Source organism: Actinospineispora spinosispora DSM 44797, from assembly GCF_000429025.1.
In the GTDB taxonomy this organism is placed as follows: domain Bacteria; phylum Actinomycetota; class Actinomycetes; order Mycobacteriales; family Pseudonocardiaceae; genus Pseudonocardia; species Pseudonocardia spinosispora.
This window is the reverse complement of the sequence record NZ_AUBB01000010.1, coordinates 321,703-335,367: the sequence shown is the minus strand read 5'-3', so window position 1 is coordinate 335,367 and position 13,665 is coordinate 321,703. Positions and strand designations below refer to the sequence as shown.

Sequence of the window (13,665 nt, the reverse complement as noted above, 5' to 3'; positions counted from 1 at the left end):
GCTGCACAGGGCGGGGTGACCGTCGCGCGAGGCGGGTCAGCCGACGACCTCGCGCAGCCAGTTCCGCAGCACCGCGGCACCCGCGTCGCCGGACTTCTCCGGGTGGAACTGGGTCGCCATCAGCGTCCCGTTCTCCACCGCCGCCACGAAGTCCTCACCGTGGTTGGCCCAGGTGACCTTCGGCGCCTGGAACGGTTCCTCCGCGACGAGCTGCCACGTGCGCACCGCGAAGGAGTGGACGAAGTAGAACCGCGTGTCCTCGTCGAGACCCGCGAACAAGGTCGAACCGGCAGGTACCCGAACCGTGTTCCAGCCCATGTGCGGCAGGACGTCCGCGTGCAGCCGCTCGACCGTGCCCGGCCACTGACCACACCCTTCGGTGCGCTCGCCGTGCTCGACGCCGAGGTCGAACAGCACCTGCATACCCACACAGATACCGAGGACCGGCCTGCCACCGGACAGCCGCTGATCGATGATCTTGTCGCCACCGACGGCGCGGATGCCCTCCATGCACGCGGCGAACGCACCGACACCCGGGACCACCAGTCCGTCGGCGTTGAGCGCCTCGTCGGCGTCGGCGGTCACCCGAACGTCCGCGCCGACGCGTTGCAGAGCCCGCTCGGCGGACCGCAGATTGCCCGACCCGTAGTCCAGAACAACGATCACGTGGTCAGTTTACGCATCCGGATCTACAGGACGCCCTTGGTCGAAGGGATGCCGGTGATGCGGTCGTCGGGAGCCGCCGCGGCGCGCAAGGCCCTGCCCAGCGCCTTGAACTCGGCCTCGGTGATGTGGTGCGGGTCGCGGCCGCCGAGTACCCGCACGTGCAGCGCCAGCTCCGCGTGGAAGGCGATCGATTCGAAGACGTGCCGGTTGAGGACCGTCGGATAGTGCCCGCCGACCACGAAACCGGCCATGCTCTCCGGCTCGCCGGTGTGCACGCAGTACGGACGGCCCGAGACGTCGATCACGGCCTGCGCCAGCGACTCGTCCATCGGAATCCAGGCGTCGCCGAAGCGACGGATGCCCGCCTTGTCACCGAGTGCCTGGCGCAGTGCCTGTCCGAACACGATCGACACGTCCTCGACCGTGTGGTGGACGTCGACCTCGATGTCGCCGGTCGCGCGTACCACGAGGTCGAGCGCCCCGTGCTTGCCCACTGCGGTGAGCATGTGGTCGAAGAACGGAACCCCGGTCCCGATCTCGGTGTGCCCGGTCCCGTCGAGGTCCAGCTCGACGAGAACCTTCGACTCCTTGGTGATCCGTTCAACCCGACCGGTCCGGCTCACTGTGCGATCTCCTTAGCAGCCTGCAGAAACACGTCGTTCTCCTCCGGCCTGCCGATGGTCACGCGCAGGTGGGCCGAGATACCGACGTCTCGGATCAGCACACCGCGGTCCAGGAAGGCCTGCCAGCTCGCGTGGGCGTCCTCGAAGACGCCGAACAACACGAAATTCGAGTCACTGGCAATTACTCGATACCCCATGGCGGCCAGCTCGGCAACCACTCGTTCCCGTTCGGCGCGCAACAACGCGACGGAACCGAGTGTCGCGTCGGCGTGTCGCAGCGCCACCCGCGCGGCGGCCTGGGTGAGCGCTGACAGGTGGTACGGCAGCCGGACCAGCTGCAACGCGTCGACGACGGCAGGTGCGGCGGCGAGATAGCCGAGCCTGCCCCCGGCGAAGGCGAACGCTTTACTCATGGTGCGGCTGATAATCAGTTTGTGGCTGTACTCACCGAGTAGACCGACGGCACTGGGCCGATCGGAGAACTCCACGTACGCCTCGTCGACGACGATCATCCCGGGCGCGGCCTCGACCAGCCGGGCCAGGTCGTCCGGCTCTATCGAACCGCCCGTCGGGTTGTTCGGACTGGTCACGAACACCACATCGGGGGCATGTTCGACCACGAGCTTCGCCGCGGCGGGCGCGTCCAGGGTGAAGTCGTCCCTGCGCGGGGTCGGTACCCATTCGGTGCGGGTGCCGGAGGCGATGATCGGGTGCATCGAGTACGACGGCTCGAAGCCCAGCGCCGAGCGCCCCGGACCGCCGAAGGCCTGCAGGATCTGCTGCAGGATCTCGTTGCTGCCGTTGGCCGCCCACACGTTGGCCGTGTCCACCGCCACCCCGGTGACCCGGGTGAGGTAGGCGGCGAGATCAGTCCGCAGCGCGACGGCGTCACGGTCCGGGTAACGGTGCAGCTGCGCCGCCACCGTCCGTGCCTCCTCGGCCAGCTCGGCGACCAGCTCGGGCGGCGGCGGGTAGGGGTTCTCGTTGGTGTTGAGCCGTACGGCGACGTCGAGCTGCGGCGCGCCGTACGGTGTGCGGCCGCGCAGGTCGTCGCGCAGCGGCAACGAGTCGAGCGTGACCTCCGAACCGATCGCGCTCATCGGCCGAACCTCGCGCTGACCGCCTGACCGTGCGCGGGCAGGTCCTCGGCGTCGGCGAGCGTGACGACGCGGTCGGCCACCTCGCGTAGCGCCTCCTCGGTGTACTCGATGACGTGGATGCCGCGCAGGAAGGTCTGCACGCTCAACCCTCCCGAGTGGCGTGCGCAGCCGCCGGTGGGCAGCACGTGGTTGGACCCGGCGCAGTAGTCACCGAGTGACACCGGCGCCCACGGTCCGACGAAGATCGCACCCGCGTTGCGCACCCGCCGGGCCACCGCCGAAGCGTCCTCGGTCTGGATCTCCAGGTGCTCGGCGGCGTAGGCATCGACCACCCGCAGGCCGTCGTCGACACCGGCGACGAGCACGGTGCCGGACTGCCTGCCGGTCAGCGCGGTGCGGATCCGTTCCGTGTGCTTGGTGGCCGCGACCTGCTTGTCCAGCTCGGCGTCGACCGCGTCGGCCAGCTCGGTCGAGTCGGTGACCAGCACCGATGCCGCCTGCGGGTCGTGTTCGGCCTGGCTGATCAGGTCGGCCGCCACGTGCACCGGATCGGCTGTGTGGTCCGCGAGAATCGCGATCTCGGTGGGGCCCGCCTCGGCGTCGATCCCGATCAGGCCGCGCAGCAGACGCTTCGCCGCGGTCGTGTAGATGTTGCCGGGCCCGGTCACCACGTCGACCGGTTCGAGGTCGGCACCATCGGTGTCGACACCGCCGTAACCCAGCAGCGCGACCGCCTGTGCGCCGCCGACCGCCCAAACCTCGTCCACATCGAGCATCGCGGCGGCGGCCAGGATCGACGGGTGCGGCAGGCCACCGAACTCCGACTGCGGAGGTGAACACACGACCAGCGACTCGACGCCGGCGGCCTGCGCGGGTACGACGTTCATCACGACGCTGGACGGGTACACGGCGAGCCCGCCCGGTGCGTACAGCCCGACCCTGTGGACCGGCACGAACCGTTCGGTGACGGTGCCGCCCTCGGTCACCTTCGTGACCGTCTCGCTACGCCGCTGGTCGTCGTGCACCAGCCGCGCGCGGTCGATCGAGGTCTGCAGCGCGTCGCGCACCGAGGGGTCCAGCTCGCGCAGTGCCCGGCTCAGCTCCGCCTCGGGTACCCGCACCCGCTCGGGCCGGACCTTGTCGAACTTCTCCGCGAGATCCAGCACGGCGGGCACGCCACGCTCGGCCACGTCCGCGACGATCGGGCGCACCCGCTCGAGCACCGCATCGACGTCCACTTCGGCCCGAGGAAGAAGTGCTCGCAACGCGGCCGTAGCAGGCACGCCCTCACGTAGATCGGTCCGAGTCAGCATCCTCTAATTCTAGTGCCGGGGGAACGAGGTTCCTTGCCCGGATCCGGTGGCCAGGGCAGCGCAGCGGGTCATGTGATGGGCACGGCCCGATACCGCTGTTGTATCGGGCCGTACCGACAACGCGGCGGGGCGCCTGCCTGGGCGCCGGAGGCGGGTAAGACGACCTCGTTCCCCGGCACTAGGAACCCGGGTCCGCCAGACTCCGGATCACGGGTCGCCGCCGACCTCCGGGCCGATGTAGCCGGGGCGGGACGAGTCGTCCATCCCGACCTCGTACTTGATCTTGCTGTTCAGCTTGTTGCCACTGATCTTGGCGCCGGTCGACTTGTTCTGCAGTGCGAAGGCCTTGTCCAAGCCGTCGCCGACGATGTCGTTGTTGGTGACGGTCAGCTTCTGCGTGTCGTCGATCTGCAGCGCCTGGGACGCGCGGTTCTGGCAGTAGTTGTTGCTGAAGGTGATGTTCGAGGTGGCGCCGATGCCGCTGCCGTCGCCAGCGACGCTGTTCGGCCCCTCCACGATCAGACACATGTTGGAGATGTCTTCGCACCGGTTGTTGTCGATCAGGACGTTCTGGCTGGCCACGTGATCGGCGTCGGTGGCGAAGGTCTGCATGCAGTCCGCGTGCGCCTTCTGCGGCCCGGGGATCGTGTTGCGCATGGTGTTGTGCTTGATGGTGATGTTCGAGCCCCAGAACCGGACCGCGTCACCGTCGTCGCCGCGCGGGCTGATCGACGTGGAGTTCTCCAAGGTGATGTTGTTGCCGTCCAGCGAGATGCCGGGCGCGGCCGGGTTCACCGCGTTGATGCCGGAGACGACGATGTTGTCGCCCTCGACGGTCACGCCCTTCACCAGTGCCTTGCCACCACCGAGGATCTTGATCGGGGCCTGCGGCGTCCCGGACTGCTGGATGACCGCGCGGGTGTCGCTGATGTCACCCTGCAGGCACACCACGTCACCGGGAGCCGCGGACCGCAGCGCCTGGGTCATGCCGGCACCGTCGATCACGTTGTCGGTGCATCCCGAGGGAGCCGGCAGCGGGCGGATGGCACCCTTGCCGTCCGGGGACGTTGCGGTGACCGGTTGCGCGGGCCCGCTCGGACGCACGACGGGCGGCGCACCGCCGCAGGCCGCGAGAGTGACCGCGACACAGACCAGCCCTACGGCCAGCGACAGTCGACGCGGCCAGCGCGGCAGCGTAAATGACTTCATAGACGTCCCTTTAGGAGAATTCAGCCCGATTGAGGACGGGTGCAGTAAGACATCGCTGTATCGCGTCCTGAGAAGTGCTCGTCGGCGACTTTACTCGTCAATCGAGAAGCTGATATCGCGGCTACCCCACGGCCGGGAAATCCGGTCCGCCCATACCGACAGCAGCGGTTCGTCGTGGCTCACCGCGAGTGCGCCCGCCCCGGTGTCGGTGACGTAGTCGAGCACGACCCGCACCAGGGACGCGGTGGTGGACGCGTCGAGCATCGCGGTCATCTCGTCGCACAGCAGGTACCTCGGACGCAGGATCATGGCCCTGGCCAGGCACGCCCGCTGCAGCTGGCCCTCGCTCACCTCGTGCGGGCGGCGGCTCAGCAGCTCTGCGGTCAGCCCGACGCGGGTCACCACCTCGGCCACCGGATCGGCTGTCGACGCCTGCCCCGAGGCGAGGAGCGGCTCGGCTACGAGCTCGCGCAGCGTCAGCCGGGGGTCGACCGAGCGCCGGGGTTGTTGGAACACGACCCCGATACGCGTGCGGGCTCGCTGAGAAACCTGATAACGGGAACCGAGAATCTGCTCACCATCCAGCTTCACCGTCCCCGACCACGGTTGGTGCAGCAGCGCGAGCACCCTGACCAGTGTGGATTTCCCGCAGCCACTCGCACCGGCGATACCGAGAACCTCTCCGGGCCGCAGCTCGATGTCAATCCCGTCCACTACGGGTTCACCCCGGCGGTAACCCGCGACGAGCCGCTCACCGCGCAACCCCGTCACACCGGCACCTCGCGACACGCAACGGCGCGTTCCCCGTGCCGGCTCAGCTCGACCGTGTCCGTGCAGTGCTCGGTGGCCGGGCAGCGCGGACGGAACGCGCAGCCCGGCGGCAGGTCGGTGAGCTCGGGAGGTTCGCCCGGGATCGGCACGAACCCCCCGTCGGGCAGCGCACCGAGCAGACCCTGCGTGTAGGGATGCCACGGCCGCGCGAAGAGCTCCTCGGCGGGGCCCGACTCGACGAGGCGGCTCGCGTACATCACCGCCAGGTCGTCGGCGACCCGACGCACGGCACGCAGGTCGTGCGTGACCATGAGCACGGCGTGCCCAGATGCCGCGAGGCCGGCGAGCAGCTCCACTGTGAGATCGACGAGGTCGCGGTCGAGCCCGGCCGTCGGTTCGTCGGCGAGGATCACCTTCGGCTCACCGGCCAGCGCCATCGCCACCCCGACCCGCTGCGCCATGCCGCCGGACAGCTCGTGCGGGAACTTCGCCAGCGCCGAGGGAGCCAGCCCGACCCGTCGGATGCCGGCGACCGAAGCCGCGTCGGCGTCGGTTCCGGGCCTGAGCACCGAGATCGCTTCCCGCAGCTGGGCGCCGACCGTCCGTACCGGTGTGAGGTATGTCGCCGCCGACTGCGGGACCAGCCCGATCGAGCGGCCGCGCACCCGGTCACGCAGGACTTTCTCCGGCGCGGTGGTGAGCTCGACGTCCGTCTCGCCGCGCAGCCACGCCGCGCCCCGTACGTCGGCGTTCGCCGGTAGCAGCCCCATGAGCGTGGTCGCCAGGACGGACTTCCCGCAGCCCGACTCGCCGACCAGCGCGAACAGCCGTCCGGCACGTAGTGCGAACGACACGTCGGACACCGCTGACACGACCGAGCCCCGCCGAGAGGAACCCAGCCGGAACCGCACCGACAGGCGATCGGCCTCGAGCACGACCGTCACAGCGCCAGCTCCGACCGTCGACGCGGCACGCTGCGGTCCCGCCACCACGCCGCGACGCCGGCGACCGCCAGCACCGTGGCGATCAGCAGCGCGGACGGCAGAACCACCACCCACCACGAACCGAGCAGCACCTCACGTCTCGCCTCACCCAGGATGTTGCCGATGCTCGCCAGATGCGGCGGCAGTCCGAGCCCGAGGAAGCTCAGCGCGGTCTCGTGCCACACCGCGTGCGGCAGCAGCAGCACCGAGGACAGCGCGGCCTGTGGGATCACCGCCGGCATCAGGTGGCGCCGCAGCACGCGGCCACGCGAGGCGCCGCCGGAGATGGCCGCGTCGATGTAGGGCCGGTCCCGCAGCGACAGCACCTCCGCGCGCACGATCCGGGCCACCCCGGTCCAGTGGGTGAGCGCGATGGACGCGATGACCGCGAGCACCGAGCCCCGGTACAGCGACACGATCACGATGCCGAGCAGCAGGTGGGGCACCGCGTTGATCGTGTCGACGACGCGCATGAGCACCCGGTCGGTCCAGCCACCGAGCACCCCTGACGCCGCCCCGAAGATCACCCCGACCAGTGTGGAGACCACCGCGCAGACCGCGGCGACGAGCAGCGAGATCCGTAGACCGACGAGCGAACGCAAGAACAGGTCGCGGCCGGCCGCGTCGGTACCGAATGGGTGCGCGAGCTCTGGTGGCCGTCTGAGCTGGGCATAGTCGATCAGCCGCTGGTCGAACTCGGCCAGCCACGGGACGAACACCGCCGCCGCGACGAGCAACGCCAGCCCCCACGTGCCCGCGACCAACCGTGCCCTGGCCCTACCGGCGCCCCAACGGCCCCTCGGGGTTCCCGCTCTCGGCCGACCGGCCGGCCGCCACGCGATGCCGGGTCCGGGCAGCTCAACCATCGGCCACCACTCTCGGGTCGGCGAGCACGACGGCGACGTCCGCGAACAGCGAGCCGACCAGCACCGCGGCGGTGGCCAGTACGGCGAGCGCGGCCATCATCGGGAAGTCCACCGCGAGCGCGGCGGTCACCACGGCCTCGGCGATGCCCGGCCAGGAGAACACCTCTTCGACGAGCACCGCACCGGTCACCAGCTCCGGGATGCGCGCGCCGAGCAGCGTGACGAACGGCAGCAGCGCGGTGGGCAGCGCGTGACGCAGCATCACCCGCCACTCGGGAAGCCCGCGCGCCCGCGCACCGGTCACGTGCTCCTCGGCGAGCGCGGTGAGCAGCGACGCGCGCAGGTGCAGCACCAGCCAGGGCATCTGGGACACGGCCAGCACGAGGGCAGGCAGGACCAGGTGTCTGCTCACCTGCCCGGCCGTCGGGGCGGCACCGGCATCGGTGAGCCCCGCGACCGGCAACCAGGACAGACCGAGCGCGAACACCGCGATCGCGCCCAGCCCCAGCATGAACGACGGAATGCCCTCCAGCGCATGCCCGATCGCGGTCACCACCCGGTCCAGCCAGCCGCCCTGGCGCCACGCCGCGGCGACGCCGAGCACGGCGGCGAGCACCACCGCGACCACGAGGGCGACGCTGACCAGCAGCAGGGTCCACGGCAGCCGTTCCGCGAGCACCTCGGCGACCGGCTGCCGGAAGGACCGGCTGATCCCCAGGTCGCCGCTGAGCAGACCACCGAGCCACCTGCCGAGCTGGGTGAACACCGAGTCGTCCATGCCCAGCAGCGTCCTGGTCGCGGCCAGCTCCTGCTCGGTCGCGCGGAACACGTCCACGCCGTAGTACTGGTAGATCGGCTTGAACGGCGACGCTGCACCGAGCAGGAACACCCCGACCGCGACGACCAGCAGCACCGGGACGGCGAGGACGAGGCGGCGCAGCGCCAGCCGCACGGCGGCACGGCGTCTCTCCGGAGCGATCACCGCGTGGGCGTCCAGTCCTCGACGTTCCACCACGGCCCCCAGGTGGTTCCGTGCGTGTGCGGCTCGACGACTTCCTGGTAGCCCGACCACCGGTCACGGGTCACGTAGGAGTGGTCGAGGAACACCAGGAAGACGAAGCCGGGCGCCGCGACGTAGGCACGCTGCATGGTCCTCAGCTCGGCGGCCCGGGTTGCGGGGTCGGTCGCTCGGCGGGCGGCGTCGAGAGCCGCGTCCACCTCCGCGTTGTGGTAGCTGCCCGGGTTGTTGAACCCGTCGCCGGAGTAGGAGGAGTGCAGCAGCGGGTAGCTCACGATCTCCGGGTCGAACGGGTTGCCGCCACCCAGCACCAGCGCGTCCGTGCCCATCCTCGGCTCGATCGCCTCCCAGCCGAGACCGGCCAGCTCGACGTCGATCCCGACACCTCGTGCGTCCGAGGTGAACGCCTGGGCCAGGTCCTTGCGGATCGAGTCGCTCGCCGAGTACATCAGCGTGAACCGGGCCGGCATGCCGCCGCGCGCCCGGGTCCCGTCCGGCCCCCGGACCCAGCCCGCCGCGTCGAGGATCCGAGCGGCCTCCGCGGGGTCGAAGCGGAACGTGGCCGTCGGCTCGACGTACTCCGACAGCACCGGCGGGATCGGGGTGGCCGCCGGCGCCCCGTGCCCGGCCATCAGCGCGTCGATCATCCCCTGCCGGTTGACCGCGTGGTTGAGCGCGAGCCGGATCGCCGGGTCGGCGGTCACCGGGTTGGCGCTGGGCAGTGTGATCGTGCGGTAGTCCGCCGTCCGGTGGTGCAGCACGCGGTAGCCCTGACCGGTGAAGGTCTCGGCGAGCGCGGGCGGCAGCACCGTGCCGTCGAACTCCCCGGAGTGCATCCGCTGCGCCCTGGTGTTGTCGTCGATCGCGAACACCACGGTCAACCTGCTGACCTTCGGCGCCCCGCCCCAGTAGTCGGGGTTCCCGGTGAGCACCATGCTGGAGCCCCTGCGCCATTCACCGAGCCGGTAGGGCCCGGTGCCGACCGGGTGTGTGTTGACCGATGAGGACACCAGCGGGCCGCCGCCGGCGAACGACTCGGCGGGCAGGATGCCCATCGTGAGCCTGCTGGGGAACGTCGCGGACGGCTCGCCCAGGTCGAACCTGACCGTGCGCGGATCGAGGGCCGCGACGGAGGCCAGCATGCGGATGTCGGACCGCACGGTGGAGCCGGACGCCGGGTCGAGCAGCGTCCGGTAGGTGGCGGCCACGTCGTCGGCGTCGAACGTCGTGCCGTCGTGGAAGCGCACCCCCTGGCGCAGCGTGACCGTCCAGGACCGCTGGTCGGGCGAGGCGACCGGCAGCCGGTCGGCGAGCGCGGGGACCAGCCTGCGCTGCGCGTCGTAGCCCAGGAGGCCGTCGAAGAGCTTCGACGCGCCCTCCTGGGCGTAGCCGAGCAGTGGGTTCAGCGTCTCAGGTTCGTAGCCGTCGGCCAGCACCATCGAGGTGCCGTCCGAGCCGCCCGGTTCCGCCGCGCCCGGTGTCTCGGTGGGGGCCGAGCAGGCGACCGCTCCCGCCGCGAGCGCCGACACGATCACTGTCCAGGCACGACGCGGCATGCTGAGACGCTAAGCAGTGCTGCATCAGATTGGCAATAGCCAGTGACTATTCAGAGATCAGGTCGAGCCCGAGATCCAGAGCCACCACCGAGTGCGTCAGCACGCCGGCCGACAGGAACTCGACCCCCGCCACCGCGTAGGACCGCGCGACCTCCAGGGACATCCCGCCGGACACCTCGAACTTGGTCCGTGCACCCACCGCGGCCCTGCGCCGGACCGCCGAGGCGCACTGGTCCGGAGTGAAGTTGTCCAGCAGGACCAGCTCGGCCCCGGCGGCGAGCGCCTCGTCCAGCTGGGCCAGCGTGTCGACCTCGACCTCACACGTCAGGTCCGGAGCCGCCGCGCGCGCGGCCTTCAGCGCCGCGGTCACCGATCCGGCGGCCACCACGTGGTTGTCCTTGATCAGGATCGCGTCGCCGAGCCCGAGCCGGTGGTTGGTCCCTCCCCCGCACCGCACCGCGTACTTCTGCAGCAGCCGCAGGCCGGGCAGCGTCTTGCGGGTGTCGAGAATCTGGGTGCCGGTGCCGGAGACGGCCTCCACCCAGGCGCTGGTCACTGTGGCGATCCCGGACAGGTGGCACAGCAGGTTCAGGGCGGTCCGTTCGGCGGTGAGCAGACCGCGCACCGGACCGCGCACCCGCAGCGCGGGCTCCCCTGGCACCAGCCGGTCGCCGTCGGCCAGCTGGTCGAGCACCTGGTAGCCGCTCTCGCCGAGCACCGCGTCCAGAACCGCTCGCACAGCCGGTAAGCCCGCGAGGACACCTGGCTTGCGTGGCGTGAACTCAGCGACGGCGATCGCGTCGGGAGACACTGTGGACTCGGTGGTCACGTCGGGGCCGTACCGCAGATCCTCGGCCAGGGCGGTGGCCACCACCCGGGCGAGGTCCTCGGCGTCCGGAACCAGAGCATCTGGGACCAGAACGCTCATGCCGCACCTACCCGTGCGCTGTCGGCGGTTCGCACTGTCAACTGCCCTTCGTTGAGGCCCACCAGCAGGCTCGCCCGCTGGTGGGTGTCGTCGGTCAGAGGGAAATCGGTCCGCACGTGACACCCTCTGGTCTCGGTGCGGGTGCCCGCCGCGGCCAGCACGGCCTGGGCGAGCAGGGTGAGCGCGGCGTCCTCCACCTGGGCCCGGCTCGTCACCGCGCCGGCGGAGGTGCCCGCCTCGATGGCGTCCGAGGCCGCGGCGAGCCCGACGCCGTCGCGCCCGATCGACGCGCCCCGGCTCATGGCGCGTTGCACCAGGTCACGGTCGGCCATCGGGACCTGGTCGAACACCGTGCCCGGCAGGGCACAGCCGAGTGCACGCGGCCCCAGGCGGTCCGTCGCGATCGCGTGCGCTGCGCGCCGACCGACCACCAGGCCTTCCAGCAGGCTGTTGGAGGCGAGCCGGTTCGCGCCGTGCAGACCGGTCCGCGCCACCTCGCCGGCCGCGTACAGCCCCGGCACGCCGGTGCGTCCTTCGGTGTCGGTCAGGACACCGCCGCACGAGTAGTGCGCGGCGGGGCTCACCGGGATGGGATCGCGCAGCGGGTCCACCCCGATCGCCCGGCACGAGGCGAACACGGTCGGGAACCGTGTCGGGAAGTCGGTCTGCGCGGTCGCGTCGAGGTACACGCAGGACGTGGCGGTCGCGGCCAGCCTGCGGGTGATCGCGGCGGCGACCACGTCGCGGGGCGCGAGGTCGGCGAGCGGGTGCACGCCCTGCATGAACCGGCGGCCGGTGCTGTCCACCAGTACCGCGCCGTGCCCGCGCACCGCTTCGGTGACCAGCGGACGGCGTCCGCGCGCACCGGCGCCGGTGTAGAGCACGGTGGGGTGGAACTGCACGAACTCCAGATCCGCGCCGAGCGCGCCCGCGCGCATCGCCAGTGCGACGCCGTCACCGGTCGCCGTGTCCGGGTTGGTCGTGCTGTCGAACAGCTGCCCGTAGCCACCGGTCGCGACCAGCACCGACGGGGCCCTCAGCTGCCCGAGCCGACCCGCTCCGTCGAGGACCCGCAGGCCGACGACCGGGCCGCGGTCGCCGCCCGCCCTGACCACGTCGATCGCGACGTGACCGGTCAGCATCGGTACTCCGACGCCTCCCGCCGCCGCGAGCAGCGCGCGTTCCACCTCGGCACCGGTCGCGTCGCCGCCCGCGTGGACCACCCGGAACGCCGAGTGCCCGCCTTCCCTGGCCAGTGCAAGGCCGTCACCCGCCGCGTCGAACACGGCGCCCCGGTGACGCAGGTCGCTCACCGCCGACGGACCGTCGGCCAGGATCCTGGCCACCGCATCCGGCTCGGCGAGCCCGCCGGTCGCGGCGAGGGTGTCGGCGACGTGCCGGTCGACCGTGTCACCCGGCTCGTGGCCGTCCTCGAGCACCACGGCGATGCCACCCTGCGCCCACCGGGTCGAACCGGCGTCCGCCACGTCCTTCGTGACGAGGAGAACCCGCAGGCCCAGTTCGAGGGCCTCCAGCGCGGCGGTCAAGCCGGCGACACCGCTGCCGACCACCACCAGGTCCGCCGATGCCTCCCAGCACACGGTCGGTTGCCCGCTCATTCGCCACCGCCGGGTCGGCCGATGGCGATCATCCGCTCGACCGCGGCGCGGCCTCGGTCGGCGACGGCCGGGTCGACCGTCACCTCGTCGCGTCCCTCGCGCAGTGCACGCAGCAGCTTCTCCGGGGTGATCATCTTCATGTAGTGGCAGGAGGCCCGGTCGTTGACCGCCCGGAAGTCGACGTCCGGGGCGGCCTTGCGCAGCTGGTGCAGCATGCCGACCTCGGTGGCGACCAGCACCGAGCTCGCCTTGGTCGCCCGCGCGGCGTCCAGCATGCCGCCGGTCGACAGGATCTTGACCCGGTCCGCCGCCACCGCGCCCGCCCCGGCCAGGTACAGCGCCGAGGTCGCGCACCCGCACTCCGGGTGGATGAACAGGTCGGCCTCCGGGTCCTCGTCGGCGCGCGCGGTCAGCTCGGCACCGTTGATGCCGGCGTGCACGTGACACTCCCCGGCCCAGACGTGCACGTTGTCCCGGCCGGTGACCCGGCGCACGTGCGCGCCGAGGAACTGGTCGGGCAGGAACAGCACCTCACGGTCGGCGGGGATGGACTCCACCACCTCGACGGCGTTCGAGGACGTACAGCACACGTCGGTCTCCGCCTTGACCTCGGCGGTGGTGTTGACGTAGGAGACGACCACCGCGTCCGGGTGTTCGCTCTTCCACTCCCGAAGCTGCTCCGCCGTGATCGAGTCGGCGAGGGAACACCCCGCGCCGGCGTCCGGGATCAGGACCGTCTTCTCCGGGGCCAGGATCTTCGCGGTCTCGGCCATGAAGTGCACACCGCAGAACACGATGGTCGACTCCTCGGCCTTGGCCGCGATCCGCGACAGCGCCAACGAGTCGCCGGTGTGGTGTGCCACGTCCTGAATCTCGGGCAGCTGGTAGTTGTGCGCCAGTACCACCGCGTCGCGCTCTCGGGCCAGTCTTCGCACTTGCGCGGCCCAGTCCGAACGCAGCGACGGCGCGTCCGGCTCGATGGTCGTCGAGCTCATTGCAGCTCCTCCTTCCCG

13 protein-coding genes are annotated in these 13,665 nt (G+C 71.0%); all 13 read right to left on the bottom strand.

Features of this window, described 5'->3' with window-relative positions; all coding sequences use genetic code 11:
- Positions 1-36 precede the first annotated feature (36 nt).
- The 13 genes from hisH to nadA all read right to left on the bottom strand — a co-directional run bounded on the left by hisH (position 37) and on the right by nadA (position 13,647).
- Positions 37-663 carry an imidazole glycerol phosphate synthase subunit HisH gene (gene hisH / locus G406_RS0105395; protein ID WP_028933036.1) on the bottom strand — a complete coding sequence of 209 codons (627 nt, stop codon included), beginning with the start codon at positions 661-663 and terminating at the stop codon, positions 37-39.
- Between the two features lie 26 nt (positions 664-689).
- Positions 690-1,289 (bottom strand): imidazoleglycerol-phosphate dehydratase HisB, encoded by a 600-nt coding sequence (hisB, locus tag G406_RS0105390; RefSeq protein WP_028933035.1) that lies wholly within the window; start codon positions 1,287-1,289, stop codon positions 690-692.
- Positions 1,286-2,389 (bottom strand): histidinol-phosphate transaminase, encoded by a 1,104-nt coding sequence (locus G406_RS0105385; RefSeq protein WP_028933034.1) that lies wholly within the window; start codon positions 2,387-2,389, stop codon positions 1,286-1,288. The genes hisB and G406_RS0105385 overlap by 4 nt, the downstream gene beginning before the upstream one ends.
- On the bottom strand, positions 2,386-3,702 hold the full coding sequence (hisD, locus tag G406_RS0105380; RefSeq protein ID WP_028933033.1) for a histidinol dehydrogenase: 1,317 nt from the start codon (positions 3,700-3,702) through the stop codon (positions 2,386-2,388). The genes G406_RS0105385 and hisD overlap by 4 nt, the downstream gene beginning before the upstream one ends.
- 207 nt (positions 3,703-3,909) lie before the next feature.
- Positions 3,910-4,911, bottom strand: coding sequence for a right-handed parallel beta-helix repeat-containing protein (locus tag G406_RS44775; protein ID WP_084215783.1), 1,002 nt, complete (start codon positions 4,909-4,911; stop codon positions 3,910-3,912).
- Positions 4,912-5,001: 90 nt separating this feature from the next.
- Positions 5,002-5,682: an ABC transporter ATP-binding protein gene (locus G406_RS44770; RefSeq protein WP_245607017.1), complete on the bottom strand. Its 681-nt coding sequence runs from the start codon at positions 5,680-5,682 to the stop codon at positions 5,002-5,004.
- Positions 5,679-6,626: an ABC transporter ATP-binding protein gene (locus G406_RS0105365; RefSeq protein WP_028933032.1), complete on the bottom strand. Its 948-nt coding sequence runs from the start codon at positions 6,624-6,626 to the stop codon at positions 5,679-5,681. The genes G406_RS44770 and G406_RS0105365 overlap by 4 nt, the downstream gene beginning before the upstream one ends.
- The gene (locus G406_RS0105360) at positions 6,623-7,531 is read right to left on the bottom strand and encodes an ABC transporter permease (protein ID WP_028933031.1); all 909 of its coding nucleotides are present in this window, start codon (positions 7,529-7,531) and stop codon (positions 6,623-6,625) included. The genes G406_RS0105365 and G406_RS0105360 overlap by 4 nt, the downstream gene beginning before the upstream one ends.
- Positions 7,524-8,543 (bottom strand): ABC transporter permease, encoded by a 1,020-nt coding sequence (locus G406_RS0105355; protein ID WP_245607016.1) that lies wholly within the window; start codon positions 8,541-8,543, stop codon positions 7,524-7,526. Before G406_RS0105355 ends, G406_RS0105360 begins: the two co-directional genes overlap by 8 nt.
- Entirely contained in the window at positions 8,510-10,105 is a 1,596-nt protein-coding gene (locus G406_RS0105350; RefSeq protein ID WP_051341672.1) for an ABC transporter substrate-binding protein, read from the bottom strand. Before G406_RS0105350 ends, G406_RS0105355 begins: the two co-directional genes overlap by 34 nt.
- Before the next feature lie 46 nt (positions 10,106-10,151).
- Positions 10,152-11,033 carry a carboxylating nicotinate-nucleotide diphosphorylase gene (gene nadC, locus G406_RS0105345; protein ID WP_028933028.1) on the bottom strand — a complete coding sequence of 294 codons (882 nt, stop codon included), beginning with the start codon at positions 11,031-11,033 and terminating at the stop codon, positions 10,152-10,154.
- Complete coding sequence (locus tag G406_RS44765) at positions 11,030-12,652, bottom strand: L-aspartate oxidase (protein WP_211241036.1); 1,623 nt, start codon at positions 12,650-12,652, stop codon at positions 11,030-11,032. Before G406_RS44765 ends, nadC begins: the two co-directional genes overlap by 4 nt.
- Positions 12,649-13,647, bottom strand: a complete 999-nt coding sequence (nadA, locus tag G406_RS0105335) for a quinolinate synthase NadA (protein WP_051341671.1) — start codon at positions 13,645-13,647, stop codon at positions 12,649-12,651. Before nadA ends, G406_RS44765 begins: the two co-directional genes overlap by 4 nt.
- Between the last annotated feature and the right edge of the window lie 18 nt (positions 13,648-13,665).